The sequence below is a fragment of the Mesorhizobium sp. M0016 genome (assembly GCF_040324035.1).
Taxonomy (GTDB): domain Bacteria; phylum Pseudomonadota; class Alphaproteobacteria; order Rhizobiales; family Rhizobiaceae; genus Mesorhizobium.
Genome location: NZ_JAMYVM010000011.1, coordinates 100,713 through 127,358 on the forward strand (window position 1 = coordinate 100,713; position 26,646 = coordinate 127,358).

31 protein-coding genes, 1 other RNA gene and 1 pseudogene are annotated in these 26,646 nt (G+C 62.8%); 19 read left to right on the top strand and 14 right to left on the bottom strand.

Going from position 1 to position 26,646, the window contains the following annotated elements:
* Positions 1-4 precede the first annotated feature (4 nt).
* From NKJ88_RS17515 to NKJ88_RS17535, 5 genes are all read left to right on the top strand, one after another.
* Positions 5-1,126, top strand: a complete 1,122-nt coding sequence (locus NKJ88_RS17515) for a branched-chain amino acid ABC transporter substrate-binding protein (RefSeq protein WP_023668720.1) — start codon at positions 5-7, stop codon at positions 1,124-1,126.
* Positions 1,127-1,407: 281 nt separating this feature from the next.
* Positions 1,408-4,866: a pyruvate carboxylase gene (pyc, locus tag NKJ88_RS17520; protein WP_352444849.1), complete on the top strand. Its 3,459-nt coding sequence runs from the start codon at positions 1,408-1,410 to the stop codon at positions 4,864-4,866.
* 150 nt (positions 4,867-5,016) lie between these two features.
* Positions 5,017-5,277, top strand: coding sequence for a DUF2312 domain-containing protein (locus NKJ88_RS17525; protein WP_352444850.1), 261 nt, complete (start codon positions 5,017-5,019; stop codon positions 5,275-5,277).
* A 93-nt stretch (positions 5,278-5,370) separates the two neighbouring features.
* Complete coding sequence (locus NKJ88_RS17530) at positions 5,371-5,811, top strand: hypothetical protein (RefSeq protein WP_023688925.1); 441 nt, start codon at positions 5,371-5,373, stop codon at positions 5,809-5,811.
* A gap of 7 nt (positions 5,812-5,818) precedes the next feature.
* Positions 5,819-6,130 (top strand): hypothetical protein, encoded by a 312-nt coding sequence (locus tag NKJ88_RS17535; RefSeq protein ID WP_023688926.1) that lies wholly within the window; start codon positions 5,819-5,821, stop codon positions 6,128-6,130.
* Between the two features lie 62 nt (positions 6,131-6,192).
* Here the strand turns inward: NKJ88_RS17535 and msrB are convergent, their stop codons facing one another.
* From msrB to NKJ88_RS17565, 6 genes are all read right to left on the bottom strand, one after another.
* Positions 6,193-6,597 carry a peptide-methionine (R)-S-oxide reductase MsrB gene (msrB, locus tag NKJ88_RS17540; RefSeq protein ID WP_023688927.1) on the bottom strand — a complete coding sequence of 135 codons (405 nt, stop codon included), beginning with the start codon at positions 6,595-6,597 and terminating at the stop codon, positions 6,193-6,195.
* A 99-nt stretch (positions 6,598-6,696) separates the two neighbouring features.
* The gene (locus NKJ88_RS17545) at positions 6,697-7,494 is read right to left on the bottom strand and encodes an MBL fold metallo-hydrolase (protein WP_023684142.1); all 798 of its coding nucleotides are present in this window, start codon (positions 7,492-7,494) and stop codon (positions 6,697-6,699) included.
* 16 nt (positions 7,495-7,510) lie between these two features.
* Positions 7,511-8,701: a vWA domain-containing protein gene (locus NKJ88_RS17550; RefSeq protein ID WP_352444851.1), complete on the bottom strand. Its 1,191-nt coding sequence runs from the start codon at positions 8,699-8,701 to the stop codon at positions 7,511-7,513.
* A gap of 9 nt (positions 8,702-8,710) precedes the next feature.
* Entirely contained in the window at positions 8,711-8,971 is a 261-nt protein-coding gene (locus NKJ88_RS17555) for a type II toxin-antitoxin system HicB family antitoxin (protein ID WP_352444853.1), read from the bottom strand.
* Between the two features lie 35 nt (positions 8,972-9,006).
* The gene (locus NKJ88_RS17560; protein ID WP_023688930.1) at positions 9,007-9,453 is read right to left on the bottom strand and encodes a GNAT family N-acetyltransferase; all 447 of its coding nucleotides are present in this window, start codon (positions 9,451-9,453) and stop codon (positions 9,007-9,009) included.
* A gap of 58 nt (positions 9,454-9,511) precedes the next feature.
* Positions 9,512-10,375 carry a LysR family transcriptional regulator gene (locus NKJ88_RS17565; protein WP_352444855.1) on the bottom strand — a complete coding sequence of 288 codons (864 nt, stop codon included), beginning with the start codon at positions 10,373-10,375 and terminating at the stop codon, positions 9,512-9,514.
* Between the two features lie 142 nt (positions 10,376-10,517).
* Between NKJ88_RS17565 and NKJ88_RS17570 the strand changes: the two genes are divergently transcribed.
* Positions 10,518-12,056, top strand: coding sequence for an MFS transporter (locus NKJ88_RS17570; protein ID WP_352444857.1), 1,539 nt, complete (start codon positions 10,518-10,520; stop codon positions 12,054-12,056).
* Positions 12,057-12,097: 41 nt separating this feature from the next.
* Here NKJ88_RS17570 and NKJ88_RS17575 read toward each other — a convergent pair whose 3' ends face one another.
* Positions 12,098-12,937: an AAA family ATPase gene (locus NKJ88_RS17575; RefSeq protein ID WP_023694573.1), complete on the bottom strand. Its 840-nt coding sequence runs from the start codon at positions 12,935-12,937 to the stop codon at positions 12,098-12,100.
* Between the two features lie 149 nt (positions 12,938-13,086).
* Between NKJ88_RS17575 and ssrS the strand changes: the two genes are divergently transcribed.
* From ssrS to NKJ88_RS17605, 6 genes are all read left to right on the top strand, one after another.
* A non-coding RNA gene (gene ssrS, locus NKJ88_RS17580) (6S RNA) lies at positions 13,087-13,242 on the top strand.
* Positions 13,243-13,334: 92 nt separating this feature from the next.
* Positions 13,335-13,919 carry a 5-formyltetrahydrofolate cyclo-ligase gene (locus tag NKJ88_RS17585; RefSeq protein WP_023698428.1) on the top strand — a complete coding sequence of 195 codons (585 nt, stop codon included), beginning with the start codon at positions 13,335-13,337 and terminating at the stop codon, positions 13,917-13,919.
* A gap of 82 nt (positions 13,920-14,001) precedes the next feature.
* The gene (locus tag NKJ88_RS17590) at positions 14,002-14,133 is read left to right on the top strand and encodes a hypothetical protein (RefSeq protein ID WP_280800231.1); all 132 of its coding nucleotides are present in this window, start codon (positions 14,002-14,004) and stop codon (positions 14,131-14,133) included.
* A complete protein-coding gene (locus NKJ88_RS17595; protein WP_023824271.1) occupies positions 14,130-14,528 on the top strand; it encodes a DUF3592 domain-containing protein in 399 nt (132 codons plus the stop codon). The genes NKJ88_RS17590 and NKJ88_RS17595 overlap by 4 nt, the downstream gene beginning before the upstream one ends.
* Positions 14,529-14,584: 56 nt before the next feature.
* Positions 14,585-15,409: a TIGR00282 family metallophosphoesterase gene (locus tag NKJ88_RS17600; protein WP_023668734.1), complete on the top strand. Its 825-nt coding sequence runs from the start codon at positions 14,585-14,587 to the stop codon at positions 15,407-15,409.
* Between the two features lie 73 nt (positions 15,410-15,482).
* Positions 15,483-16,244 carry a TerC family protein gene (locus NKJ88_RS17605; RefSeq protein ID WP_023694576.1) on the top strand — a complete coding sequence of 254 codons (762 nt, stop codon included), beginning with the start codon at positions 15,483-15,485 and terminating at the stop codon, positions 16,242-16,244.
* A 21-nt stretch (positions 16,245-16,265) separates the two neighbouring features.
* Here the strand turns inward: NKJ88_RS17605 and NKJ88_RS17610 are convergent, their stop codons facing one another.
* From NKJ88_RS17610 to NKJ88_RS17620, 3 genes are read right to left on the bottom strand one after another with little or no spacing between them, the layout of a single operon-like run.
* Entirely contained in the window at positions 16,266-16,748 is a 483-nt protein-coding gene (locus tag NKJ88_RS17610; RefSeq protein ID WP_023698429.1) for an SRPBCC family protein, read from the bottom strand.
* Between the two features lie 29 nt (positions 16,749-16,777).
* Positions 16,778-17,140 (bottom strand): VOC family protein, encoded by a 363-nt coding sequence (locus NKJ88_RS17615; RefSeq protein WP_023700266.1) that lies wholly within the window; start codon positions 17,138-17,140, stop codon positions 16,778-16,780.
* A 20-nt stretch (positions 17,141-17,160) separates the two neighbouring features.
* The gene (locus NKJ88_RS17620) at positions 17,161-17,643 is read right to left on the bottom strand and encodes an SRPBCC domain-containing protein (protein ID WP_023668738.1); all 483 of its coding nucleotides are present in this window, start codon (positions 17,641-17,643) and stop codon (positions 17,161-17,163) included.
* A gap of 50 nt (positions 17,644-17,693) precedes the next feature.
* Between NKJ88_RS17620 and NKJ88_RS17625 the strand changes: the two genes are divergently transcribed.
* The 4 genes from NKJ88_RS17625 to NKJ88_RS17640 all read left to right on the top strand — a co-directional run bounded on the left by NKJ88_RS17625 (position 17,694) and on the right by NKJ88_RS17640 (position 20,125).
* Positions 17,694-18,017, top strand: a complete 324-nt coding sequence (locus tag NKJ88_RS17625; protein ID WP_023668739.1) for an ArsR/SmtB family transcription factor — start codon at positions 17,694-17,696, stop codon at positions 18,015-18,017.
* 180 nt (positions 18,018-18,197) lie between these two features.
* Positions 18,198-18,947, top strand: a complete 750-nt coding sequence (locus NKJ88_RS17630; RefSeq protein WP_023668740.1) for a YebC/PmpR family DNA-binding transcriptional regulator — start codon at positions 18,198-18,200, stop codon at positions 18,945-18,947.
* Between the two features lie 81 nt (positions 18,948-19,028).
* On the top strand, positions 19,029-19,817 hold the full coding sequence (locus tag NKJ88_RS17635) for an RDD family protein (protein WP_352444861.1): 789 nt from the start codon (positions 19,029-19,031) through the stop codon (positions 19,815-19,817).
* A complete protein-coding gene (locus NKJ88_RS17640) occupies positions 19,814-20,125 on the top strand; it encodes an Rdx family protein (protein ID WP_023824269.1) in 312 nt (103 codons plus the stop codon). The genes NKJ88_RS17635 and NKJ88_RS17640 overlap by 4 nt, the downstream gene beginning before the upstream one ends.
* A 33-nt stretch (positions 20,126-20,158) precedes the next feature.
* Here the strand turns inward: NKJ88_RS17640 and NKJ88_RS17645 are convergent.
* Together NKJ88_RS17645 and NKJ88_RS17650 are read right to left on the bottom strand one after the other, a co-directional pair.
* Positions 20,159-20,609: pseudogene (locus NKJ88_RS17645) on the bottom strand (anthrone oxygenase family protein).
* Position 20,610: 1 nt separating this feature from the next.
* Positions 20,611-21,438, bottom strand: coding sequence for an NAD(P)H-binding protein (locus NKJ88_RS17650; RefSeq protein ID WP_023824267.1), 828 nt, complete (start codon positions 21,436-21,438; stop codon positions 20,611-20,613).
* Positions 21,439-21,556: 118 nt separating this feature from the next.
* On the opposite strand from NKJ88_RS17650, the gene NKJ88_RS17655 reads away from it, so the two are divergent.
* Positions 21,557-22,198: a TetR/AcrR family transcriptional regulator gene (locus NKJ88_RS17655; protein ID WP_023684159.1), complete on the top strand. Its 642-nt coding sequence runs from the start codon at positions 21,557-21,559 to the stop codon at positions 22,196-22,198.
* A 184-nt stretch (positions 22,199-22,382) separates the two neighbouring features.
* Here the strand turns inward: NKJ88_RS17655 and rpmE are convergent, their stop codons facing one another.
* A complete protein-coding gene (gene rpmE / locus NKJ88_RS17660) occupies positions 22,383-22,604 on the bottom strand; it encodes a 50S ribosomal protein L31 (RefSeq protein WP_023668748.1) in 222 nt (73 codons plus the stop codon).
* A gap of 204 nt (positions 22,605-22,808) precedes the next feature.
* Between rpmE and NKJ88_RS17665 the strand changes: the two genes are divergently transcribed.
* A complete protein-coding gene (locus NKJ88_RS17665) occupies positions 22,809-24,611 on the top strand; it encodes an ABC transporter transmembrane domain-containing protein (RefSeq protein WP_352444864.1) in 1,803 nt (600 codons plus the stop codon).
* A 10-nt stretch (positions 24,612-24,621) separates the two neighbouring features.
* Here NKJ88_RS17665 and NKJ88_RS17670 read toward each other — a convergent pair whose 3' ends face one another.
* Positions 24,622-26,109 carry a carboxypeptidase M32 gene (locus NKJ88_RS17670; protein ID WP_352444865.1) on the bottom strand — a complete coding sequence of 496 codons (1,488 nt, stop codon included), beginning with the start codon at positions 26,107-26,109 and terminating at the stop codon, positions 24,622-24,624.
* Positions 26,110-26,262: 153 nt separating this feature from the next.
* Here NKJ88_RS17670 and NKJ88_RS17675 point away from each other — a divergent pair, with 153 nt between their 5' ends.
* A complete protein-coding gene (locus NKJ88_RS17675) occupies positions 26,263-26,616 on the top strand; it encodes a DUF1304 domain-containing protein (RefSeq protein WP_023668751.1) in 354 nt (117 codons plus the stop codon).
* Positions 26,617-26,646: the final 30 nt, after the last annotated feature.

Below are 26,646 nucleotides of genomic sequence, written 5' to 3' on the forward strand. Positions count from 1 at the left end.
TTAAATGAAGAAATCACTTTTGTCCGCCGTTGCCCTGACCGCGCTTGTCGCGTTCGGTGGCAATGCATGGGCTGACGTTATCGTCGGCGTCGCAGGTCCGATCACCGGTCCGAATGCGGCCTTCGGTGCGCAGCTGCAGAAGGGTGCGGAAGCGGCCGTTGCCGACATCAACGCAGCAGGCGGCATGAACGGCGAGCAGATCAAGCTCGAAGTCGGCGACGACGTCTCGGATCCGAAGCAGGGCATTTCGGTCGGCAACAAGTTCGTCGGCGACGGCGTGAAATTCGTGATCGGCCACTTCAACTCGGGCGTCTCGATCCCGGTTTCGCAGGAAGTCTACGTCGACAACAACATCGTCGAAGTGACGCCTGCGGCGACCAACCCGAAATTCACCGAGCGCGGCCTGTGGAACGTGTTCCGCACCTGCGGACGCGATGACCAGCAGGGCGGCATCGCCGGCGGCTATATCGCGACCAACTTCAAGGACGCCAAGGTTGCCGTCATCCACGACAAGACCCCCTATGGTCAGGGCCTTGCCGACGAGACCAAGAAGGCGATGAACGCAGCCGGCCTGACCGAAGTCATGTACGAAGGCGTCAATGTCGGCGACAAGGACTTCTCGGCGCTCATTGCCAAGATGAAGGACGCCGGTGTTACCCTGATCTATTGGGGCGGCCTGCACACCGAAGCCGGCCTGATCATCCGCCAGTCGGCGGACCAGGGCCTCAAGGCTACCTTGATGTCGGGCGACGGCATCGTGACCGACGAGCTGGCTGCGATCGCCGGCGATGCGGTTATCGGTACGCTCAACACGTTCGGTCCAGATCCGCGTCTGATCCCCGAGAACAAGGCACTGGTCGAGAAGTTCCGCGCCCAGGGCTTCGAGCCGGAAGCCTACACTCTCTACTCCTACGCCGCCATGCAGGTGATCGCCGAGGCCGCTGCCGTGGCCAAGTCGAACGACCCCGTGGAAGTGGCCAAGGCGCTGCACGAGAAGGGTCCGTTCAAGACCGTTCTGGGCGATCTCGCCTATGACGCGAAGGGCGATCCGAAGCTCCCGGGCTACATCATGTACGAATGGAAGAAGGGTCCGGACGGCAAGATCTCCTGGTTCCCGAAGTCGTAATTCGGGACACAGCTCTATGGAATGCCCGGCGCTCGCGCCGGGCATTTCTCTTTGGTGACAGGGCGCAGCGAGGGTGGCTGGATAAGCCGCTAGCCGGGGTCGAATTTGTGCGGGCACGACAATTAGCGTCACCTCGCGACGCAATCGCACGCAGCTTTTCGAGCAGTGGTGCTAGAATCCCATTTAAATCGGTTTAATCTCTCCCCGATTTTGGTTGCACTGCAGCATTTTCGCGTTAATCATGCCTCTGCCCCATCCCTCCCTGTCCGGAGCCTCCTTCCTTGGCCATCACGAAGATCCTCGTCGCCAACAGGTCCGAAATTGCCATCCGCGTCTTTCGCGCGGCAAACGAGCTCGGCCTCAAAACCGTGGCGATCTGGGCCGAGGAGGACAAATATTCGCTTCATCGGTTCAAGGCCGATGAAAGCTACCAAGTCGGGCGCGGGCCGCATCTGGCCAGGGACATGGGGCCGATCGAAAGCTATCTGTCGATCGAGGAAGTGATCCGGGTCGCCAGACTGTCCGGCGCCGACGCCATCCACCCGGGCTATGGCCTCCTGTCGGAAAGCCCTGAATTCGCAGATGCCTGCGCCGAGGCCGGCATCACTTTCATAGGGCCGAAGCCCGACACGATGCGCCGGCTCGGCAACAAGGTCGCCGCGCGCAATCTGGCCATCGAGGTCGGCGTGCCGGTGGTGCCGGCAACCGAACCGCTGCCGGACGACATGGAAGCAGTCAAGCAGCTCGCCAAGACAGTCGGCTATCCGGTGATGCTCAAGGCATCATGGGGCGGCGGCGGGCGCGGCATGCGCGCCATCCGCGCGGAAGCCGACCTCGCCCGCGAGGTGATGGAAGGCAAGCGCGAGGCCAAGGCCGCCTTCGGCAAGGACGAGGTCTATCTCGAAAAGCTGATCGAGCGCGCTCGCCATGTCGAGGTCCAGGTGCTCGGCGACACGCATGGCAACGCTGTACATCTGTTCGAGCGCGACTGCTCGATCCAGCGCCGCAACCAGAAGGTCGTCGAACGGGCGCCGGCGCCCTATCTCAGCGAGGCATTGCGCCAGGAGCTTTGCGGCTATGCGCTCAAGATCGCGCGCGAGACCAGCTATATCGGCGCCGGTACGGTGGAATTCCTGCAGGACGCCGACACCGGCAAATTCTACTTCATCGAGGTCAATCCGCGCATCCAGGTCGAGCACACCGTCACCGAGCAGGTGACCGGCATCGACATCGTCAAGGCGCAGATCCACATACTGGACGGCTTTGCCATCGGCACGAAAGAGTCGGGCGTACCGGCGCAGGCCGACATCAGGCTGAACGGTCACGCGCTGCAGTGCCGCATTACGACCGAGGATCCGGAGCATAGTTTCATTCCGGACTACGGCCGCATCACCGCTTATCGCGAAGCCGCCGGTTTCGGCATCCGCCTCGACGGCGGCACCGCCTATTCGGGCGCGGTCATCACCCGCTTCTACGATCCGCTGCTGGAGAAGGTGACTGCCTGGGCGCCGACACCGGCCGAGGCGATCGCCCGCATGAACCGGGCCTTGCGCGAGTTCCGCATCCGCGGCGTGGCGACCAACCTCACCTTCCTCGAGGCAATCATCAACCACCCGCGCTTCGCCGACAATTCCTACACGACCAGGTTCATCGACACGACGCCGGAGCTGTTCGCGCAGGTGAAGCGGCAGGACCGCGCCACCAAGCTGCTCAACTATCTGGCCGACGTCAGCGTCAACGGCCATCCCGAAACCCGCGGCCGACCGATGCCCAAGACCGATGCGGCAGCGCCTGTCGTGCCCTATCTCAACGGCAATGTGCCTGATGGCAGCAAGCAGAAGCTCGACACGCTGGGGCCGGAGAAATTCGCTGCCTGGATGCGTGAGCAAAAAGAGGTGCTGGTCACCGACACGACGATGCGCGACGGCCACCAGTCGCTGCTCGCCACCCGCATGCGTACGCATGACATTGCCGGCATTGCCGGCACCTATGCGCGGGCGCTGCCGCGGCTGCTGTCGCTGGAATGCTGGGGCGGCGCCACTTTCGACGTCGCCATGCGCTTCCTGACCGAGGATCCGTGGGAGCGGCTGAGCAAAGTGCGCGAAGCGGCCCCCAACCTTTTGCTGCAGATGCTTCTGCGCGGCGCCAACGGCGTCGGCTACACCAACTATCCCGACAATGTGGTGCAACATTTCGTCAGCCAGGCGGCGGCCGGCGGCGTCGACCTGTTCCGCGTCTTCGACTGCCTGAACTGGGTCGAGAACATGCGCGTCGCCATGGACGCGGTGGGCGCCGAGGGCAAGCTGGTCGAAGCGGCGATCTGCTACACCGGCGACATCCTCGATCCGGCGCGCGCCAAATACGACCTTAAGTACTATGTCGGGCTGGCGAAGGAATTGCAGGCCGCCGGCGCCCATATCATCGCCGTCAAGGACATGGCCGGGCTTTTGAAGCCGGCTGCCGCCCGCGTGCTGTTCAAGGCGCTGCGCGAGGCGACCGACCTGCCGATCCATTTCCACACCCACGACACGTCAGGCCTGTCGGCGGCGACGGTGCTGGCCGGCGTGGAAAGTGGCGTCGACGCCATCGACGCGGCGATGGATTCCTTCTCCGGCAACACCTCGCAGCCTTGCCTGGGCTCGATCGTCGAGGCGCTGAAGGGAACCGAGCGCGATCCCGGCCTCGATCCGCAATGGATCCGCAACATCTCCTTCTACTGGGAAGCGGTGCGCAACCAGTATGCGGCCTTCGAAAGCGATCTCAAGGGGCCAGCCTCGGAAGTCTATCTGCACGAAATGCCGGGCGGCCAGTTCACCAACCTCAAGGAGCAGGCGCGTTCGCTCGGGCTGGAAACGCGTTGGCACGAGGTGGCACAAGCCTATCACGACGTCAATTTGATGTTCGGTGACATCGTCAAGGTGACGCCGTCGTCCAAGGTGGTCGGCGACATGGCGCTGATGATGGTGAGCCAGGATCTGACCGTTGCCGACGTCGAAAACCCGGCCAAGGACATCGCCTTCCCGGACTCGGTCGTCTCGATGCTGCGCGGCGATCTCGGCCAGTCGCCCGGCGGCTGGCCTGCGAAGCTGCAGAAGAAGGCACTGAAGGAAAGCAAGCCGATCACCGTGCGGCCGGGCTCGCTGCTCAAGCCAGCCGACCTCAAGGCCAGCCGCAAGGAGATCGAGCAGAAGCTGGAGCGCAAGCTCTCGGAGTACGAATTCGCCTCCTGGCTGATGTATCCGAAAGTGTTTACCGACTTCGCCGCCGCGCAGGAAACCTACGGGCCGGTCAGTGTGCTGCCGACGCCGACCTATTTCTACGGCATGAAGTCCGAAGACGAGATCTTCCTGGACATCGAAAAAGGCAAGACGCTTGTGGTGCGCTGCCTTGCGATCGGCGACGTCGATGAGAAGGGCATGGTCACCGTGTTCTTCGAGCTCAACGGCCAGCCGCGCCGTGTCCGGGTGCCGGACAGGGCGCATGGCGCCTCGGCGGCCAAGGCTCGGCGCAAGGCCGAGCCCGGCAACGAGGCGCATGTCGGCGCGCCGATGCCGGGCGTGGTCTCCGCCCTTTCAGTTGCCGCCGGCCAAGCGGTCAAGGCCGGCGACGTGCTGTTGTCGATCGAAGCCATGAAGATGGAGACGGCCCTGCATGCCGAGCGCGACGGCACAGTGGCCGAAGTGCTGGTCAAGGCCGGCGATCAGATCGATGCGAAGGATCTGTTGATCGCGTTTGGCTGACGCGCGGATCCATCACACTGGGGACGGCTGGCAGCAGCCGTTGATGGAGCATCGATAATGGCTTGACCCGCCGCGCCTGCTCGGGCATCGAACCCGCTCCCAATTTACCGCGCCAGAATCGCGGTGCTTAAAAAGTAGCGGAGAAAAAACATGGCCGACGACATCACAGATACCAGCCAGACTGTTGCCGCCGGCCAGTTGCGCGCCTTCATCGAGCGCATCGAGCGGCTCGAGGAAGAAAAGAAGACCATCGCCGACGACATCAAGGAAGTGTTCGCCGAGGCCAAGGGCACCGGCTTCGACACCAAGGCGATGCGGTCGCTCATCCGGCTGCGCAAGAAGGACCAGGCCGAGCGCCAGGAAGAGGAAACCATCCTCGATCTCTACAAGGCCGCGCTCGGCATGGTGTAAGGCTGTCTGGAAATTCTACTCCGGCTGATATCGCCGGAGCGAATTTCGAAACAGTCTCGGGCCAAGGAATGATGCTGGAACGGGCATCGAACCATGAGCGAATTCGACTTCGGCGCCCGCCGCGCCTCTGAATTCCGCCAACGCAGCTTCTGGGCGCTGTTCGCCGAACGGCATCCGGAGGAACGCGCTTCCATGGCGCGGCGCGGACCCTGGTTCTGGCAGCGCGGGCTGCCTGACTTCGCTCTGGTCCTGTCGATGTATGTCGCGCCGGCGCAAAGCCAAGTTGGCGTCTTTTTCGGCCGTAACGGGAAGTTCGGCGCGACCGGGGTCTGGTCGCGGCTGAAGCCGTTCCAACCGGCAATCGAAGACAGGCTGAAGCTCAGGCCGGAGCAGAGCTGCGAGGGCCTCGGCATCAATTCGATGTGGCGGGTGAACTGCTATGCCGAGGACAACTGGCCGGCCATGGCCGACTGGCTGGTGACGGAATGCTCGCGCTTCGAGCGCGCCGTCACCGACGTGCTGGGAGAGGGATAGCTATCAGGTGTTGGTGCAAAGCATCGGATCCTTCTTCGGCTCGCGCTGGCAAGGCGCGGTGCCGGTCGAGCGGTTGTTCTGGCGCGATCTAGTCCTTGTCGGCACGGCGATCAACATCGCCTCGTCGGTGGCCGCGCTCATTCTGCTCGGCTTGAAGCTGCCGCTCGCCGTCGTCCTGGCGGTGCATTTCGCGCCCGTGCCCTACAACATCTTTCTGACCTTTGCCGTCTGGCGAACCACGGAAAAATCCAGTGGCGCCAAGGCTTCGTTGATGACGCTCGGGGCTACGCTTTGGCTGATCCTGGTGGTGGTTGTCTGAGAAGATTGACACGAAAAAGGGCGGCCGAAGCCGCCCTTTGAAGATGGTGGTCAAGCTGCGGTTTAAGCCGTCGGCTCGAATTTCAGCGCCACGCCGTTGATGCAATAGCGCAGGCCGGTCGGCGGCGGGCCGTCCTCGAAGACATGGCCGAGATGGCTGCCGCAGCGGGCGCAGTGGCATTCGGTGCGGACCATGCCGTAGCTGCGGTCGACGGTGTTTTCGACCGAACCGGGCACCGGATCATTGAAGCTCGGCCAGCCGGTGCCGCTCTCGAACTTGAGCTTGGATTCGAACAGCGGCTGGTCGCAGCCGACGCAGGAAAAGGTGCCGGCGCGCTTTTCGTAGAGCAGCGCGCAGCTTCCGGGCCGTTCGGTGCCATGGCCGCGCATGACCGCATATTGCTCGGGCGTCAGGCGGGCGCGCCATTCGGCGTCGGTGCGGGTGACAGGGTAGGTGTGGGTGTCCATTTGATCTCCTCAGCCTTGGCGGCTTGTTGTTGGTTGCAAGCAATATTCGCTTAGAGATAGGCGTTGTTACGTGTTTTGCTCGCATTTTCAGCCGAGTTCCTACCCAATCGCCTGAAGATAGCGGGCGATCGACGCATGAAATGCCGTTCTTGCGCCGCCGATGATGTTCTGCTGCCACCACGCGCCGTAGATGTCGTCGAATTCGAAAGGCTCAAGTGCCGCCGCGATGCGTCGCACGGCCGGCGCATTGAGCGGAATGTAGTTCGGATAGCTGTACATGAAGCTGACATGGCGACGCGTCGGCGTCACCTGCAATATGTCGCCGGACAGCAGGGCGTTACCGTCATCGCGTTTCCAATGCAGCACCTGGCCGCCGGCAAAATGGCCACCGCAACGCACGAGTGTCAGCGACGGGTTTATGGCCAGCGTCTCGCCCGCCCAGCTGACGATGGCGTTGTGCGGCCGCATGATCCACTGGCGGTCGTCGGCATGGAGATAGATCGGCACGCCGCCAAACGCCTCGCTCCACTCGACCATCACCGAATAATAGTGGCAGTGCGAAATGGCGATCGCGGCCAGGCCGCCGCGACGGTTGATTTCGGCTACCGCCTCGTCGCTCACCATCGAGATGCAATCCCACAGCACATTGCCGTGCGGCGTCTGCGCCAGCAGCGCCCGCTGGCCGATAGCAAAGCGCGGCTCGATGCCGAAAGCGAGAACGCCGGCATCGTCCTTCATCACAAGCCTATGCCCGGCAGAGAGTTCTTCCCCAGTGATCCAGGCCTGGCCTTCCCAGCGCACATATTGCCGCTCGTCCTCGCAGATCGGGCAATTTTCTGGAGGGGTCTGCGTTGCCGCGAACTGGACGCCGCATTGCGGGCAAAGAAAGCAGGTCATCGGTTTTCCTCTCATATCAATGCTTGCGTGAGAGCTGCTTCGTCGCGGCTTCCAACCCGGCCAGCGTCAGTGGGAACATGCGGCCGCCGAAGAGATCGCGGATCATCGCGATCGAATGGGTGAAGCCCCAGTTTTTCTGGTTTTCGGGGTTCAGCCAGACCGCATTCGGCCATTGCTGGATGAGGCGGCCAAGCCAGACACTGCCGGCTTCCGGATTCCAATGCTCGACCGAACCGCCGGGATGCGCGATCTCGTAAGGGCTCATCGAGGCATCGCCGACGACGATCACCTTGTAGTCGGGGCCGTATTTGTGAAGCAGATCGAAGGTCGGGATGGTCTCGGCATGCCTGCGCCGGTTGTCCTTCCAGACGCCCTCGTAAACGCAGTTGTGGAAGTAAAAATATTCGAGCTGGCGGAATTCGGCGCGGGCGGCCGAAAACAGCTCCTCGACGCTTTTGATGTGGTCGTCCATCGAGCCGCCGACATCGAAGAACATCAAGAGCTTCACGGCGTTGCGCCGTTCGGGGCGCGTCTGCACATCGAGATAGCCGTGCTCGGCGGTGGCATGGATGGTGCCGGGCAGGTCGAACACTTCCTCCGCACCCTCGCGCACCCAGCGGCGCAGGCGCTTCAGCGCCACCTTGATGTTGCGGGTGCCGAGCTCGACGGCGTCGTCGAAATTTTTGAACTCGCGCTCGTCCCAGACTTTCACCGCACGGCGATTTCGGCTTTCATGCTGGCCGATGCGCACGCCTTCGGGATTGTAGCCATAGGCGCCGAAAGGCGAGGTGCCGCCGGTACCGATCCATTTCGAGCCGCCCTGGTGGCGGCCTTTCTGCTCCTCCAGCCGCTGCTTCAGTGTCTCCATCAGCTTGTCGAAACCGCCGAGCGCCTCGATCAGTTTCTTCTCTTCCTCGGTCAGGTGCTTTTCGGCGAGCCGGCGCAGCCATTCCTCAGGGATGTTGGCGACACCGACGGCATCGGGGCCGGTGAGCGCCTCGATCCCCTTGAAGACATGCGTAAACACCTGGTCGAAGCGGTCGATATGGCGTTCGTCCTTCACAAGCGCGGCGCGGGCGAGGTAGTAAAAACCCTGGACGTCATAGTCGACCAGCCCGGCCTCCAGCCCTTCCAGCAGCGACAGATATTCCCTGAGCGAAACGGGAACCCGCGCGGCCTTTAGTTCGAGAAAGAAGGGGAGGAACATGGTTGGCCGTTATCTATGCCGAACGGTCACGGCGGAGTCGCCACGGGCACTGTCGATTTCGCCGGATTGCAGAAGATTTGCCACGGTACGTGGGTTGGGCATGGGCAAGTGCTTTGCGATGCGGGCTTCCGCCCATTCGCGCATAGCCGACGCGGCATCGGCTATCGCTTCAGCCGTGTTTGCGCCGGCCCCGTGGCAGCCGGCGAGATCGGGCATCCGCACTCCCCAAACGCCGTCACTGCCATCCAGGATTCCGACATAGCGGATCATTCGGCTCCTTCCGCGTTATTTCGATCGCGCTCGCATCATAGCAGATCATACTCGATAAACCCTGTCCGCCGCGCGACATGGTCGTAGAGCTTGCGCGCTGTGGTGTTGGTTTCGTGGGTCATCCAATAGACGTTCTTGACGCCGATCTTGCCGGCTGCCTGCTTGACCGCTTCAATGAGGGCCGCACCGATGCCCTTGCCGCGCACATCAGGGTCGGCGAACAGGTCCTGCAGGTAGCAGTTGTTTTTCTCCGACCAGCCGGAGCGGTGATAGAGATAATGGGTCAGGCCGACCGCCTTGCCGTCGAGCGTGGCGATAAACCCCTTCGGTTCGAATTCACCTTCCGTGAACAGTCGTTTCCAGGTGATGTCGTAGACCTCGTCCGGCAGCTTGGTCTCGTAGAAGGTGAGGTAGGCAGTCCACAGCCGCCGCCAGTCGGCATGGTCGGCCAGCGCCAGCGGGCGGACGGTGATCTCGGTCATTTCGGTTCCTCCAAAGCCTTATCGGATTCCGGCGGAATCAGATCGGAAACACCATCGCCTAATCCACCGGCGAATTGTACTCGCGAAATGCGGTCGCCAGCATCTGCAGCGCGTCACGCGCGCGCGGCGCCAGATTGTGCGAATGCAGCACCACTTCGGAAGGGTCAAGCGATGGAAGACCAAGTTTGCGGCCAACCTCGATCAGGCCGGGCGGAGCGACGCAGTGAGCCAGCGCCGAAACGGCAAAGCCCGCCGATATCGCAATGTTGACGGCCGCGCCGCCGCCGCCGACGAAGGCCTCCTCCCAGGCGATGCCTGCTTTGTCCAGCGCCTCGACCGCCCGCACACGATCCGGACAGTTGCACACGGTGCTTAAGAGCGCGAGGCGCAACGGCGTTCCGCGCTGCCACTCGAAGGAAGGTGCTGCGAACCAGCCATAGTGGTTGCGCGACAAGGTCCGGCCAGGACGGCTGTCGCCTTCGCGGTGCACGATGACTGCATCGAGCTCGCCGTGTTCGAAAGCTTCCTTGAGCACCGTGCTGGTATCGATCCTCAAACTGAGCGTCAGCGATGGATCGTGCGCATGGAGCTGGGCAATCAGAATGGACAGCGCCGGACCGGCGGCATGATCGACAAAGCCGAGCGCAAGCCGGCACGGTGCTGACGCAAACTCCGCCATGGCGCGCTCGTGCGCGGCAAGGAAGTCACGCGCGGCGGGGAGGAAGACGGCGCCTCGTGCCGACAGGCTGACGCGGCGCGGCGTTCTTTCAATCAATCGCGCGCCGAGCTTCTCCTCAAGGCGGCGCAGCTTGACGCTGATCGTCGCCTGCGTGCTGCCCAGCGCCGATGCCGCCTGGGTGAAGCTCTGCAGATCGGCCACCATCACAAAGGTTCGTACGGCGTCCACATCAAGACTGGTCATCGCAGCACTCCATTGGGCCGATCATTCCGTTTTGTCATTTCTGATATAGCCGAGCATAGCCTTTTTTCATGGTCGAGTCTCCTCTATCTCAAACTGGTCGCGGTTTGAAGAGCGCCTCATGCTCGGATGGAAAGAGATCGATATGCCAATTCAACGAAACACCATAGCGCTCACCGGCGTGTGCCTGGCGTCGCTGCTGTTCGGGCTCGAAATCTCCAGCGTGCCGGTGATCCTGCCGAAACTGGAAAGCGTGCTCGCCGCCAATTTCAGGGATTTGCAGTGGATCATGAATGCCTACACCATCGCCTGCACGACAGTGCTGATGGCGACAGGGACATTGGCCGACCGTTTCGGCCGCAAGAGCGTGATGGTGATCACCACCGTCGCCTTCGGCCTCGCCTCGCTGCAGTGCGGCCTGGCTCCGAGTGCTGCACTGCTGATAGCCGCCCGCTTCCTGCAAGGCCTCGCCGGCGGCGCGATGCTGACCTGCAGCGTCGCCGTGCTGTCTCACCAGTTCCAGGACGGCCGCGAACGCGGCAAGGCTTTCGTCGCCTGGAGCGTCGTCTCAGGCATCGGGCTCGGTTTCGGGCCCGCCATCGGTGGCTTGATCGTGGCGCTGTCGAACTGGCAATGGGTGTTCCTCATCCACGTGCCGCTGGCGATCCTGGCGCTCGCCTTTATCGGCGCCGGTGTCACGCAATCGCGCGATCACAACGCCCAGAAGCTCGACTGGGCCGGCATGCTGACGCTGTCGGCGGCGGTGTTCGGCTTTTCCTATCTGATCACGCAAGGTGCGGATCTCGGGACCAGCGCCCGCATCGGCGTGATATCAGCCTCCGTGGCTGCGTTCATCGCTTTCCTTGTGGCCGAGAGGGTCAATCCCTATCCGATGTTCGATTTCTCCGCGTTCCGCATCCGCCAGTTTTCCGGCGCGATCATGGGCGCCATCGGCATGAATTTCAGTTACTGGCCGTTCATCATCTATCTGCCGATCTATTATTCGGGCGTTCTCGGCTATGACAGCACGACGACCGGCCTGCTGTTGCTCGTCTACACGCTGCCCTTCATGGTGATGCCGCCGATCGCCGAGCGCATTCGCGCGCGCTATCAGGCACGAATTGCCATCCCGCTCGGTCTGCTGACGCTAGGGATCGGTTTCATCGCCATGTGGATCGGCTCCAGGCTCGAGGGCGCCACCTGGCTGACCATGCTGCCCGGCACGCTGATTGCCGGCATCGGCATCGGTCTCACCAATTCGCCGACCACCAATACCACGACCGGCGCGGTATCGCCGGATCGTGCCGGCATGGCGTCCGGCATCGACATCAGCGCACGCCTGATCACGCTCGCTATCAACATCGCGGTGCTCGGCCTGCTGCTGACGCAAGGTATCGTTTCCCACCTGCGGGCCACACTCGGCGCGGCTTTGGAGCCGGATGAGTTGCGGGCACTGGCGGAAAGGGTCGCCACCGGCAATCTGGAGGGCCTTGCGCAGGGGACGCCGAAGCTCGCAGCCCTCGACCCATCCGGCGCCATCGTGCATGCCGCGCTGGTCAATGGTTTCGGCTGGGTCATGCTCTATTGCGGGATCGGCGTTCTCGCCCTGTCGGTCATCGGCTTCGTCATCTTCGGGCCGAAGCGCGTCGCGCCGCAGGAGAGAGGGTTTGCTCCCGCGGAGTAAGCGGCCAAAGCCGCCCGTAGCTGTCAGCCAACCCTCGATCCTCACCCCTGCCGTCTGGCCATGAAGGCCAGGCGTTCAAACAGATGCACGTCCTGTTCGTTCTTGAGCAGTGCGCCGTGCAGCTTCGGCAGCGCGTTCCTGGGGTCGGCGCGCAGATCCTCGGGTGCGATGTCGTCGGCGACCAGCAGGCGGATCCAGTCGAGCGCCTCGGAGGTCGACGGCTTCTTCTTCAACCCCTGCACATCGCGGATCTCGTAGAACTGGGTCAGGGCAGCACGCACCAAATTCTGCTTTATGCCGGGATAGTGCACGTCGACGATTTTGTGCAGCGTGTCGACATCGGGAAAGCGGATGTAGTGGAAGAAGCACCGGCGCAGGAAGGCGTCGGGCAGTTCCTTCTCATTGTTGGAAGTGATGATGACGATGGGGCGCACAGCGGCGCGGATCGTTTCGCCGGTTTCGTAGACGAAGAACTCCATCCGGTCGAGTTCCTGCAGCAGGTCGTTGGGGAATTCGATATCGGCCTTGTCGATCTCGTCGATCAACAGCACGACCTTCTTACCGGCCGCGAAGGCGTGCCAGAGCTTGCCGCGCTTGATGTAGTTTTTGATGTCGTTGAACCTGGCATCGCCGAGCTGGCTGTCGCGCAGCCGCGAGACAGCATCATATTCATACAGTCCCTGCTGCGCACGGGTGGTCGACTTGACGTGCCATTCGATCAAGTCGAGGCCGAGCGCCGATGCCACCTGGCGGGCAAGCTCGGTCTTGCCGGTGCCCGGCTCGCCCTTGACCAGCAACGGCCGCTCCAGCGCGATCGCGGCGTTCACCGCCACCATCAGATCCTTGTCGGCGACATAGGCCGCCGTGCCTTCGAAACGCATACTTGCTCCTCGGTTGGTCAGCGCGAGCGTAAGGACGCTGCTTGACCTGTGCAAGGGCGAGCCGGCTGCGACCAAAGCGTGTGAGATCGAAATGGAAACATCGGCTCATGTCACTAGCGCTTGACCGACCAGCCGCCTATATTGGGCTTGGCGGTCTGCGCTTCCCGGCAGGAGAACATTTTCCCCGGGGCCTTAACGATCCTTAGGGAGCTGTCCCTGGGAAGACCCGTGGGTTTTCTCATACGGCGCCCACCTACTTTGTAGGTTCCCGGGATCGCTCTCTCCACCGGTTGTGTGGATCGTCACTTACCTCTATCCGCCCAGTTTGGCGGATGATGTGGTAGAAAACGTCGCTCATGAAACGTCACCCAGATCCGACCTTTTCTATCGGCCGCGCATGACATCTCCCAAAGACCTGAAAAAGCAGTTGCGCCTCGAGGCACTCGGCCGTCGCGATGCGCTCGATCCGCTGTGGCGGGTGGAGATCGCGCTTGAAATGGCCGAGACGGCGCGCGACCACCTCGCCATCGAGCCGGGTCAGATCGTTTCAGCTTTCTGGCCGATGCGATCGGAAGTCGACGTCAGGCCGCTGATGTTCGCCTTGCGCGAGAACGGGGCCAGGCTTTGCCTGCCGGCCATCCTCGACAAGACCACCATCGTCTTTCGCGAACTGGTGCGCGGCGCGCCGATGGTCGAGATGGGTTTTGGCACGGTCGGTCCGCATGCGGAGGCCGAGGTTCTCGATCCCGCGGTGATGCTGGTGCCGCTCGCGGCCTTCGACAGCCGCGGTCATCGCATCGGGTATGGCGCCGGCTATTACGACCGCGCCATCGCCAGGCTGATCGACAAGGGCCAGCCGCCACGACTGATCGGCATCGCTTTCGATTGCCAGGAGGTGGGTTTGGTGCCGGATGAGGCGCACGACGTCATCATCCCGGAAATACTGACCGAGAGCGGTTTGCGCCGCTTCGACATCGCTTAAAAGACCGCGATCCCGCTTAACGCGTTTCCAAGACGTGCCGGATAGTATTCCGGCAACACAGTCCGAGCCGATGGCGGCCATCATGTTTGTCTTCGCACGCTTCCTGCTGATGCCGTTCGTCCTCATCGCGGTAACGCTGTTCGCGATGGCATTGCACATTTCCGGAACGGCCCTGCACCACCAGTTCGCCTGCATCAGACGGTTGCCACAGTGACGGATGTCAGTTCCTACAGCGAAGCCCAGGGTAATGGCCTCACCGCGAAAGGCATCAACGTCGCTGTCACCTATGTCGCGAACGATGCACCGATGACGTGGTCCGGCAAGGGAAAGGACATCGGCCTCTACACGGCGTCCAAAGGCGACGCGGTGAAGTTGTATTACAACCCTGCCAATCCATCGATCCTCGATACCGCGGCGATGAAGGGCTGGCGCGGCGGGCTGTTGCTCCTGGCCGCTACTGGTGGGTTCACTGTTTTTTACGTGTGGTTCTTCTGGCTGCGCGGACGCACCGCACCGCCGGCGTCACCGATGATGCCTTCGGCAGTTCGCGTTGCGGGCGCGAGCGCCAAGCCGCCTCAACAGCAGCGTGGTACTTTCGGCCGGCGTTAGCGCCAATCGCCCGGGTAGCGCTTGCCTAGCGTCCGTGCCTCTGGATAGAAGTGGGCATGAGACTTCTCTTCCTCGGCGACATGGTGGGCAAATCGGGACGTACGGCGGTGTGGGAACAACTGCCCGGCCTGATCTCGGATTTCAAACTCGACTTCGTCATCGTCAATGGCGAGAACGCCGCCGGCGGCTTCGGCATCACCGAAGACATTTTTCGCGACACCATCGCCGCCGGTGCGGATGTCGTCACCACCGGCAACCATGTCTGGGACCAGCGCGACGCACTGGTCTTCGCGCCGCGCGAGGAGCGCTTCTTGCGCCCGTCCAACTTCCCCAAGGGCACGCCGGGGCGCGGTTCCGGCGTCTATATCGCCAAAAACGGCGCGCGCGTGCTGGTCGCCAACATCATGGGCCGGGTGTTCATGCATCCCGAGCTCGACGATCCGTTCCAGGCCGGCGAGCGCGAGCTGGCCGCCTGTCCGCTGGGCGAGCAGGCCGATGCCGTGGTCATCGACTTCCATGCCGAAGCGACCTCGGAGAAAATGTGCTTCGCGCATTTCGTCGACGGCCGCGCCAGCCTCGTCATCGGCACCCATACGCACCAGCCGACGGCCGACCACCAGATCCTCAACGGCGGCACCGGCTACATGTCCGATGCCGGCATGTGCGGCGACTATGATTCCTCGCTCGGCATGGACAAGGAAGAGCCGCTCAACCGCTTCCTGTCGAAAGTGCCGAAAGGCCGCTTCGAGGCGGCGACCGGACCGGCGACATTGTGCGGCGTCGGCGTCACTATTTCCGACCGCACCGGCCTGACCGAGAAGATCGCGCCTTTTCGTCGCGGGCCGCGGCTCGAAGAAACCGCGCCATCCTTCTGGTCTTGACATTGATATAGTCGAGTAAAGTACCTAACTGGCGACGAAACTGCTCTAGATCGTTAAAGAGGGGACGACCTCCATGCAGCTGATCGAGTTCTTTGCGCCGCATTTTCAATTTGTTTCCGATCCAACCGCGTGGGTCGCGTTGCTGACGCTGATCGTCCTCGAGGTCGTGCTCGGCATCGACAATCTGATCTTCATCTCGATCCTGACCAACAAATTGCCTGAGGCGCAGCGCGCCCGCGCCCGCCGTCTCGGCATCTCGGCGGCGCTGATCATGCGGCTGGTGCTGCTCGCAACCATCTCCATCATCGTGCAGCTGACGACGCCGGTGTTCACAGCGTTCGGCCATGGCTTTTCCTGGCGCGACCTGATCCTGATTGCCGGCGGCCTGTTCCTGGTCTGGAAGGCGACCAAGGAAATCCACCACACCGTCGATCCCGACGACCACAAGGATACGATGATGGGCGAGACGCTGCAGATCTCGCTTGCCGGCGCCATCTTCCAGATCCTGCTGCTCGATCTCGTCTTTTCGATCGATTCGATCATCACCGCCGTCGGCATGACCGACGAGATTGCCATCATGTACATCGCCGTGATCGTGGCGGTGAGCGTGATGATGCTGGCGGCCGGGCCGCTGGCCAATTTCATCGCCAAGAACCCGAGCATCGTCATGCTGGCGCTGGGCTTCCTGCTGATGATCGGCATGACGCTGATCGCCGACGGCATGGGCTATCATGTGCCGAAGGGCTACATCTACGCCGCGATGGGCTTTTCCGCCCTGGTCGAGGGCCTCAACATGCTGGCGCGGCGAAGGAAGAAATCCAGCGGTGGGCATTGAGGCTGGGCGATCGGGGCGATCCTAGCGCCCCGGCACGCCCTTCGGATAACGGTCGCCGATCAGGCCAAGCGACAGGCCCTGTTCCAGCCATGCCTTTGCGCCGGCAAGAACCAGTGCGAAGCCGTCGGTCGAGCCGACCGCCTGCTTGACCTGCTCGTCGGCGGTGCCGGCGAAGCCAAAATTGCTGACCTCAAGAAAGGTCGCACCGTCAGGCGTTTCGGCGCCGGGCATCTCCGTGAATGTCCAGACCACAGTGGTCGGCGGATCGCTCCATTGCATGACGATCTTCTTGTTCTCGACGATCTCGCTGACATTGACCATCGCCGAGGCCCCGTACATGCGCCACTCCCAGCGAACCTCTTTGCGGCTATCCAGCCGGCCGCTACTGTGGGTAAACCAGAATTTCGTGGTGATGGCCGGGTCGACGATCGCCTCGAAGACCTCGGCGACCGGCCGCCTGATCAGCATGCCGGCTTCGGCAGTCGGCGTTTTGTGAATTTCCATCGATGCTCCTTTCCTTGTCCGGTTTGCGCTCACCAGGCGTCAGGCTCGCGCACCATGTGAACGATGCTGGCCGGGTTGGCGATCCAGAAGCCGCGAAAGCCTTCGCCCAGGGGCTCGACCGCGTCGCAACGGACGACGCCGGCCTTGGCGAGATGATCCGCAATGGCTGCAGAATTGTCGGTGAAAAGCTCAAGCCAGACTTCGGCCTGGCTCAGCATCGGCGCCTCGTCGATCCACAGACGGTTTGGGCCAAGCTCGAAGCCGATGGCCGGCGTCTTGGCGGTGAATGGATTCAAGCCGACGACGTCGCGATAGAAGGCGATCGTCGCCTCGTACTGATGTGACGGGACTTTCATGGCGATGTTGATTCCACCTGTCATTTTCGCGGTCATTGCGGGCTCCGTTGCGCTGTTCATCTGTTTGTCTCGTTGGCCGGCTCGCCCCTCATCTCGCCGCGGTAGTAGCCGTCGCGCAGATTGATGCCGTATTCGACATAGGCCTTCATGCAGGCCAGCATCTGCGACCAGCCCTCGCAATTGAGGTAGGATTTCTGCAGGCCGACCACGCCTTCCGGCCAGCCGGATTCAGCAATGGTCACAAGGGTGCCGCCATCGTCCAGCGGCTCGAAGTTCATCTCGATGCGTGTCTTGTAGGCGGGCTTGCCTTCGGCATCGGTGGCATCCCAGCGCAGCACGATATGGCGGTCCTTGATCACCTCATCGACTTCGACGGGCACCTTGCCCCACCAGACCACCCCGGTGCCGGCCTTCAGCGGCGCGCTGGCGCCGCCGATGGTGGTGAAATAGCCACTCAGCTTTTTGGGATTGACGACGGCGTCGAAGACTTCGGCGACCGGTTTGCCGATGCGCCCGGAAACTCTGAATCCAAGAGACATATCCACAGCTCCTCCTTGATTGGCTCGACGATATGTTATAGAAACATAACATGTCAAGCCAAACCGCAGACGATCACGTTTTCAAGGCGTTGGCGCATCCGCGCCGTCGCGAATTGCTGGATCGGCTGAAGGATGCGCCGCAGACGACCGGCATGTTGTGCGAGGCGTTTCCCGACATCGATCGCTGCACCGTCATGCTGCATCTCAAGGTGCTGGAAGAAGCCGAACTGGTGGTGGCAAAGCGCCAAGGGCGAGAGCGCTGGAACCATCTCAACGCGCTGCCGATCAAGCACATCCACGACCGCTGGATCAGCCAGTATGCCGGCCATGCGCTCAGCATTATCGACCGGCTGAAGTCCGATCTGGAGGGCTGAACCGGCGCGGCTGGACGAATTGAGCCGATTTATCTATAAGCCGGCCATTCCGACAGAGAACGCCGTGCATCCATCGCGTTGCACCTTGGACGGCTCTGAAAATTTGAATTCGAGTACCCGGGAGGACGAGGTGAGACCACCTCGCTTCGGGATGCTCTAGCCGAAGACGACAGGGGTGCCATGGCCGGCCATTCACAGTTCAAGAACATCATGCACCGCAAGGGCCGGCAAGACGCGGTGCGGTCGAAAATGTTTTCCAAGCTGGCGCGCGAAATCACCGTCGCCGCCAAGAGCGGAACACCGGATCCGTCGATGAACCCGCGTTTGCGCCTGGCCATTCAGAACGCCAAGGCGGTGTCGATGCCGAAGGACAACATCCAGCGCGCCATCAACAAGGCATCGATGGGCGATGCCGAGAATTACGAAGCGGTGCGCTATGAAGGCTATGGGCCAGGCGGCGTGGCGCTGATCGTCGAGGCGCTGACCGACAACCGCAACCGCTCGGCCTCGAACGTGCGCGCCGCCTTCACCAAAGCCGGGGGTGCGCTTGGTGAAACCGGCTCGGTGTCGTTCATGTGGAACCGCGCCGGCGAGATTTACTATCCGGCCTCCGCCGGCAGCGCCGACAAGGTGATGGACGCGGCGATCGAGGCCGGCGCCGATGACGTCGAGTCCGACGAGGAAGGCCACACCATCTACTGTGCGTTCGAGAGTATGGGCGAAGTGTCTAAGGCGCTGGAAGCCTCGCTTGGCGAGGCCGAATCGGTGAAGCCGATCTGGCAGCCGCAGAACAATGTCCCGGTCGACGAAGAGCGGGCGCAATCGCTGATGAAACTGGTGGCAACGCTCGAGGACGATGACGACGTGCAGAGCGTCTACGCCAATTTCGAGGTCGACGACGAGACCATGGCCAAGCTCAGCGCGGCGTAGGTCCGTGCAATACAGTCGGATGCGAATATTGCTGTATGACGGCGGCCTGCCTATAGATTAGTCAGTTATCAGGGGGGGCCGATGACCGACTATAAAGAGGCAAGTTTTGCCGATGCGGTGGCCTGGCCTCGCCGGCCCGGCATATGGCGACGGTTTCTCGCTGCACTCATCGGCTACCTTGTAATCCTGATCGCCCTCTATTTGCTCGTAGGGGCTCTATTTCTGCTGACCAACGGTGGCGTAAAAGGCAGCTTTTGGCTGAACTGGAAACTATGCCAGGAGGGTACGGTTCACGGTGCCCCGACACTTGCCCGTTATGATTGGCAGGTGTGTAGAACATCAGTACTCGGTTTGCCGGTCGCCATATGGAGCGTGGGTACGGCGCCGGGCTCAAAGCCTGGAGAAACCTCCTCCATCTCGATCGATCTGGATTCGCAAGGGAATTTCAGGCCTGCAGCATTGGACCTGGGTTTCCTCGAGCTGATCGCTCTGGCGTCTTATCTCCTCATTATGGAGTTGAAGTCCGGCCAATCAATCGGCAAGCGGCTCACGGAGCTCACTGTACATGATGAGGACGACAGACATAGGGTCGGCCTGCCGGCGAGAAAGGCTGTTCGGCGGCAACTTATCAAGTTTCTCGGCGCATTACCGATCGTCCTGACGGGAAGCTGGTATGCTTTTCAGGCTTGGGGCACCGCTCCCGGTGGCGTGCAGGATTACTCCAGCCTGGAAATAGTGGTTGCATCCGCTGCCCTCGTTTTGGTGCTGATCTGGCCGGTCTGGATTGCGATATCCATAGCTCTGGGCGACGACCCGATACACGATCGATTCGCAAATACCACGGTGCGCATACAGGAGGCCCAGACATGAGTGTGCCGGAGAGGCCCCGCGTGGTCATCACCTATTGCACGCAGTGCCAGTGGCTGTTGCGGGCCGGCTGGATGGCGCAGGAACTGCTCTCCACCTTCGGCACGGATCTTGGTGAAGTGACGCTGGTGCCGGGCACAGACGGCATCTTCACCGTTTCCTGCAACGATGTGCTGGTCTGGGACCGCAAGCGCGACGGCGGCTTTCCCGATGCCGCCAAGCTCAAGCAGCTGGTGCGCGACGTCATCGATCCGGGCCGCGATCTCGGTCATTCCGACCGCAAGGGTCACACGCAAAAGGACCCCGCTTGAGGCGAGGTCCTTGCGTTTGCGAAGTGTCATTTTTCAGAGCAATGCGAACATGAAGCAGGCCATCGACACGATGGCGGTGATGGTGCGGACGTGGTTCCACATCACCCATTGATTCAGATGGTTCGCCCACACGGCTGCGCCATTGGCGCTGGCCGGGTCGACGGCGAAGACCATGGTCACGATCGGGGTTGCCGATCAAATAGATCACGGCGCCGGCAAGCAGCCAGTATGAGCCGGACTGGCTCCACCCCATGAGAACGGCGGCGATAAGCACCAGACAGAGCACGCCGGTGCCGAACAGCGCCGTCATGAAGGTGGGCGTGATCACCGTGATGTTGATCGAATTCATCGCTGCGATGCCTTGGGGGACCGGCAGCCGGGCAAGCGCCGACATGATAAAGTTGGAAAAGGCGAAGAACACGCCGCCGACGACGCCCGAGCCGATGGCGGCGATGATGGTGAGGGTGGGAAGAAGCTTGATCATCTCAGTTGCTCCAGATGCCGGTTGCAGCGGTTTCATTTGCGTAGGCGGAAAAGTCTTTCGGCGCGCGGCCGAGCACACGCTGGACGCCGTCGGTCAGCGTCTCGTTGCGGCCGTCAAGCACTTCGGTGAACAGCTCGTTGAGCAGCCAGGCGATTTCGGGCGGCAGTTCGTATGCCGCCGTCGCGGCGGTGAATTCGTCATGCGAGATCTTGATATAGCGGATGTCGCGGCCGGTCGCCTTGGCGATCTCGGCAACCGCGTCGGCGAAGCTTAGCAGCCGCGGCCCGGTCAACTCATAGAGCTGGCCGACATGGCCCGGTTCGGTCAGCGCAACGAAGGCAGCATCGGCGATGTCGTCGACATCGACGAAGGGCTCGCCAACAGGGCCGACAGGCAAAGCCACTTCGCCCTGCCGCAAGGACTCGACGAGAAAACCTTCGCTGAAATTCTGCGAAAACCAAGCGCAACGCAGGATCGTCCAGTCAGCGCCCGAGGCTTTGACCATCTCTTCGGCGCGCTGGGCTTCGGTCTCGCCGCGGCCGGAGAGCAGCACCATGCGGGTGACGCCATTTGCCACCGCAAGCCTGGCGAAGGCGCCGACGGTCTCGGCGGCGCCCGGCACGGCGATGTCGGGATAGTAACTGATGTAGACGGCGCCCACGCCCAGCATGGCAGGCTCCCAGGTCGCCGGAACCTCCCAGTCGAAGCGGGGGCTGCCGGAACGCGAGCCGATGCGCACGGGAATGCCCTGTGAGGTCAGCCGCTCGGCGAGGCGACGGCCGGCCTTGCCAGTGCCACCGAGGATCAGGACTGGTTTGGTGTCGGTCATTGTGGTTTTCCTCTGTTTACAAATATGAGTAATCCTCACATTTGCAAAACGTGATAAACCCTCGTATTTTGGGAGTCAAGCCGTCTGTTGGCAGATTTTGTCGAGACCGGAGGCCGTCATGGAAGACACAGCAACGCCCGCATCTGCCCAGGAGCAGGTCGCATCGCCGCGACGGGCGCCCACCCAGCAGCGCAGCCGCGAGCGGGTCGAGCGCATGCTGGCCGCAGCCTCGGCGCTGATTGCCGAGCAAGGCAGCGACGCCATGCGCATGGGCGAGGTGGCGGAACGGGCCGCGGTGTCGATCGGCTCGCTTTACCAGTTCTTTCCCGACAAGCGGGCGATCGTCTGGGCGCTGGCCGAGCGCTACACCGCCGAAAGCCAGGCCTGCATCTCCTCGGCGCTCAAGGATGTCGTCGACGCCGAGGGCCTGCGGCAGGCGTTTTCGGAGCTGGTGGATATCTACTATCAGCTGTTCCTGGCCGAGCCGGTGATGCGCGACATCTGGTCGGGCACGCAGGCCGACAAGGCGCTGCGCCAACTCGAACTCGCCGACAGCCGGGCAAATGCCGAATTCCTGACCATGGTGCTGAAGCGGCTGCATCCCGGCGCCGATCCGGTGGCGCTGGAGACCACAGCGTTTCTGGTCTGGCAGATGGGCGAGGCTGCCGTGCGGCTGGCGATCTCGGTCGATCGGCAGGAGGGCGACAGGCTGGTCGCCGCCTACAAGCGCATGGCGCTGCGGGAATTGGTGGACGGGTAGGCTCGCACCACTCTGGGAAGGGTCGCTTCGAAGCAGCAGGGTGGAGGCGTCGGACCACCCGACCCTTGGGCCGACCTCCCCACAAGCGGGAGGTATCGGCGCGTTAGCTTGATGCGACTGACTTTGGCGGCAACAAAAAACCCGCCACAAAGGCGGGTTCTTGATTCAGCGATACAGGTAAACTTTAGAGGCCGAAGCCTTCGAAGCGCTTCTTGAACTTCGACAGGCGACCGCCGCGGTCGAGCAGGGTCTGCTGGCCGCCGGTCCAGGCCGGGTGCGTGGTCGGGTCGATATCGAGGTTCATCGTATCGCCTTCCTTGCCCCAGGTCGAACGGGTCGAGTATTCGGTGCCATCGGTCATGACGACCTTGATGGTGTGGTAGTCGGGATGGATATCGGCCTTCATTGTCGTGCTTCCTAGCTTGTGGCGCTACAGACGGGCCCGCGGCCTGCGTCGATGCGCCCCTTTTTAAAACTCGAAGCCGCAGCTATTGAAAAGCCACGGCTTCTAAAACGGTCGGCGAGCCTATACATCAGCCGGAATTGAATCACAAGGCCACGGCAGGCGCATATTGAACGCGCCCACCTGGAGCGGCCAGAGGAAACGGTCATGGCGGACATCAGTGGCGAGCAAGACGGGCGCAGGCGCTCGCTCGGGCCGCTCAGGCGCCTATATCCCTACATATTCCGCTACCGCAAACTGGTCATAGGCGCCCTCATTTCGCTCGCCATCGCCGCAGCGACGACCCTGGCGCTGCCGCTGGCCGTGCGGCGCATGATCGACCACGGTTTCAGCGCTTCCGGCACCGTCTTCATCGCCGAATATTTCGCCGCTTTGGTGGCGATGGCAGCCATTCTGGCGGCGGCATCGGCCGGACGCTACTACTTCGTCATCACGCTCGGCGAGCGGGTCGTTGCCGACATCCGCAGCGACGTGTTTTCGCATGTCACGACGCTTTCGCCGTCCTTCTTCGACACCGCCCAGTCGGGCGAGATCGTCTCGCGGCTTGCCGCCGACACCACGCAGGTGAAATCCGCCGTCGGCGCCACCGCCTCCGTGGCGTTGCGCAACGTCATCCTCGGCCTTGGCGCGGTGGCGATGATGGTCGTCACCAGCCCGAAACTGTCGGGCCTAGTGATCGCGGCCATTCCGCTCATCGTGCTGCCGCTGGTCGCGTTCGGCCGTTCGGTGAGGCGCCGGTCACGGCAGGCGCAGGATACGCTGGCGCAAGCGACCGCCTATGCCAGCGAGCAGATCGGCGCGGTGCGCACGCTGCAGGCGTTCACCAACGAGACGCTGGTCACCGGGCGGTTCTCGGCCGCGGTGGAAGCCGCCTTCCAAGCGGCGCGCTCGTCGATCTTCTCCCGCTCGCTGCTCACCTTCTTTGCCATCTTCATGATCTTTTCCTCGGTCGTGGCGGTGTTGTGGTTCGGCTCGCGTGACGTGCTTGCCGGCACGATGTCGCCCGGTACGCTCGGCCAGTTCCTGCTTTACTCCGTGTTTGCCGCAGGCGCGCTGGGCGCACTGTCGGAAGTCTGGGGCGAGCTTGCCCAGGCGGCGGGTGCGGCCGAAAGGCTGACCGAGATACTCGACGAGACGCCGGCGATTCAACCGCCGGCCAATCCGCTGCCGCTGCCCGCCAAGGCGACAGGCGCGATCAGCTTCGACGACGTCTCCTTCTCCTACCCGGCAAGGCCGGACCGTGCCGCCGTCCACGGCTTGAGTTTTCAGGTCAAGCCGGGCGAGACGGTGGCGATCGTCGGCCCGTCGGGCGCCGGAAAGAGCACCGTCTTTTCGCTGATTCTGCGCTTCTACGATCCCGAAACCGGCCGCATCGCCATTGACGGCGTCGACGTGCGCGAAGCCGATCCGGCTGAAGTGCGGGAGCGCATTGCGATCGTGCCGCAGGATGTCACCATCTTTGCGGCAAGCGCGCGCGACAATATCGGCTTTGGCAGGCCGGGCGCGACGAATGCCGAGATCGAGGCCGCCGCCGGGGACGCGCTGGCCGACGAGTTCATCCTCAGGCTCGACAAGGGCTACGATAGCCAGGTCGGCGAGCGCGGCGTCACCTTGTCCGGCGGCCAACGTCAGCGCGTGGCGATCGCCCGCGCCATCCTGCGCGACGCGCCGATCCTGCTGCTCGACGAAGCCACGTCGGCGCTCGACGCCGAAAGCGAAACGCTGGTGCAGACGGCGCTGGAACGGCTGATGCAGGGCCGCACCACCATCGTCATCGCCCACCGGCTGGCGACCGTGCTGAAGGCCGACCGCATCCTGGTCATGGATGGCGGCCGCATCGTCGAGGAAGGCACGCACCAGAGCCTGGTCGCCAAGGGCGGCATCTATGCAAGGCTGGCCAAGCTGCAGTTCGAAACCGGAGCAAGCGCCTTCAGGGGTGCCGCGGAGTAGCAACCCGCAATCAGGCGGGACCATACCGCTTGCGGAGATGCTCGGTGAAATGCGCGGCATTCAGTTTCTCGCCCGTGGCGCGCTCAAGCAGTTCGGGCGTCGACCAGCGCGATCCCTGCGACCAGATATTGTCGCGGCGCCAGTCATTGATGGCGGCGAAATTGCCCCTGGCGAGATCGCTGTCGGCTGAAGGATGGTCGCGCGTCAGCGCAGCCCATTGCTGCGCCGCCATCATGGCGCCCAGCGTATAGGACGGGAAATAGCCGAAGGCGGCGCCTGGCCAATGCACGTCCTGCATCGGTCCGTCGGCTGGGTTGTCGATGGTCGAAAGGCCAAGATACTCCCGTATCTTGGCGTCCCACGCTTCGGGCAGGTCGGCCGCCTGCAGCCGCCCCGAGACCAGCTCCTGCTCCAACTCGTAGCGCAGGATGACATGCAGCGGGTAGGTGACCTCGTCGGCGTCGACGCGGATCAGGCCGCGCTCGACCCGGTGCACATGCGGCAGGATGTCGTCCAGCGACCAGGCCTCGCCGAGATGCTTTTCCACCACCGGCAGCGCCCAGCGCCAGAATTCGGGGTTGCGGCCGATCTGCTTCTCGACGAACAGGCTCTGGCTTTCATGCACCGCCATGCCGCGGGCCTTGCCGAGCGGCCAGTGCGCCCAGGCCTTCGGCAGGTTCTGCTCGTAGAGCGCATGGCCGGTCTCATGCAGCACGCCCATCAGCGCCGACAGGAAGTCGGACGTCTTGTAGCGGGTGGTGATGCGCACGTCGCTCGGCACACCGCCGCAGAAAGGATGGTGCGACACCGACAGCGAGCCATGGGTGAGGTCGAAGCCGACCGAAGCCATCATGGCAAGGCCAAGCTCGCGCTGCCGGTCGATCGCATAGCTGCCGGAGAGCGGCTTCAGCGGGCGCTTGGCCAGTCGCGCTTCCTGTACGGCCAGCGCTTCCGGCACGAAGCCCTTCAGGAATGTCTTCAGCTCGGTGAAGACCGGCGTGATGTCGGCGGCCCGGTTGCCAGGATCGTATTGCTCCATCAGTGCGTCGTAGGGATCGAGGCCGAGCGCGTCGGCGCGCAAAGCGGCTTCCTCGCGCACCAGCGCGATGACACTTTCGAGCGCCGGCAGGAAGCCTGCCCAGTCATTCTTGGCGCGCAGATCGCGCCAGAGCTGCTCCGAGCGCATACGCGCCACCGTCTGGCGCTCAACGAATTCGACCGGCAGGCAGGTCAGGTTCGTGTATTGGCGACGCAGTTCGCGGACCGCCGCCTGCTGCTCCTCGTTGAGCGCTTCAGCTTCTGCAGCGGCGAGCCAGTCGGCGATCTCCGGCGCGGTAGCCCTGATATGCAGCATGCCGGCAAGGGAAGACATCGCTTCGGCGCGCTTCTCGCCGCCGCCGACGGCCATGTGGGTCGCCTCGTCGGCGCCGAGGATAGCGAGCGCATGTTCCAGCGCTTCGAGCTTGTGGCCGAGATCATCGAGCTTGTGAAAGGACATGGCAGGTTCCGCGTTTTGGACGGCGGGAAAAGATACCAACGCGCCAGGATTGGCAACCCTCAAAGGTGGCTATCGCCGATGCAGCTTGCGCCGGTGAGCTGGTGCGTGGAATGCTGGCTGACGGTGGAACACCGCCATGGAGGGGAGACTAAGATGATCGGCAATATCCTGGTCGGGCTGGTGGCACTGATCCACCTCTTTATCGTCTATCTGGAGATGGTGGCGTGGGACACACCGCGCGGGCACAGGGCGTTCAACCTCAAGCCGGACTTCGCCAGCGCATCGAAGGTGCTCGCCGCCAATCAGGGGCTCTACAACGGCTTCCTTGCCGCCGGGCTGATCTGGGGCCTCTATCTCGGGGCGGCGGGATTCCAGATCAAGGTGTTCTTCCTGCTTTGCATCGCCGTCGCCGGCCTCTATGGCGCGGCGACTGCCAGCCGGAAGATCCTCTATATTCAGACCGTGCCGGCGGTGCTGGCCCTCGCTGCGCTGTGGCTGGGCTGGTGACAAAAAAACGCCCTCGGAGCCAGATCCGGG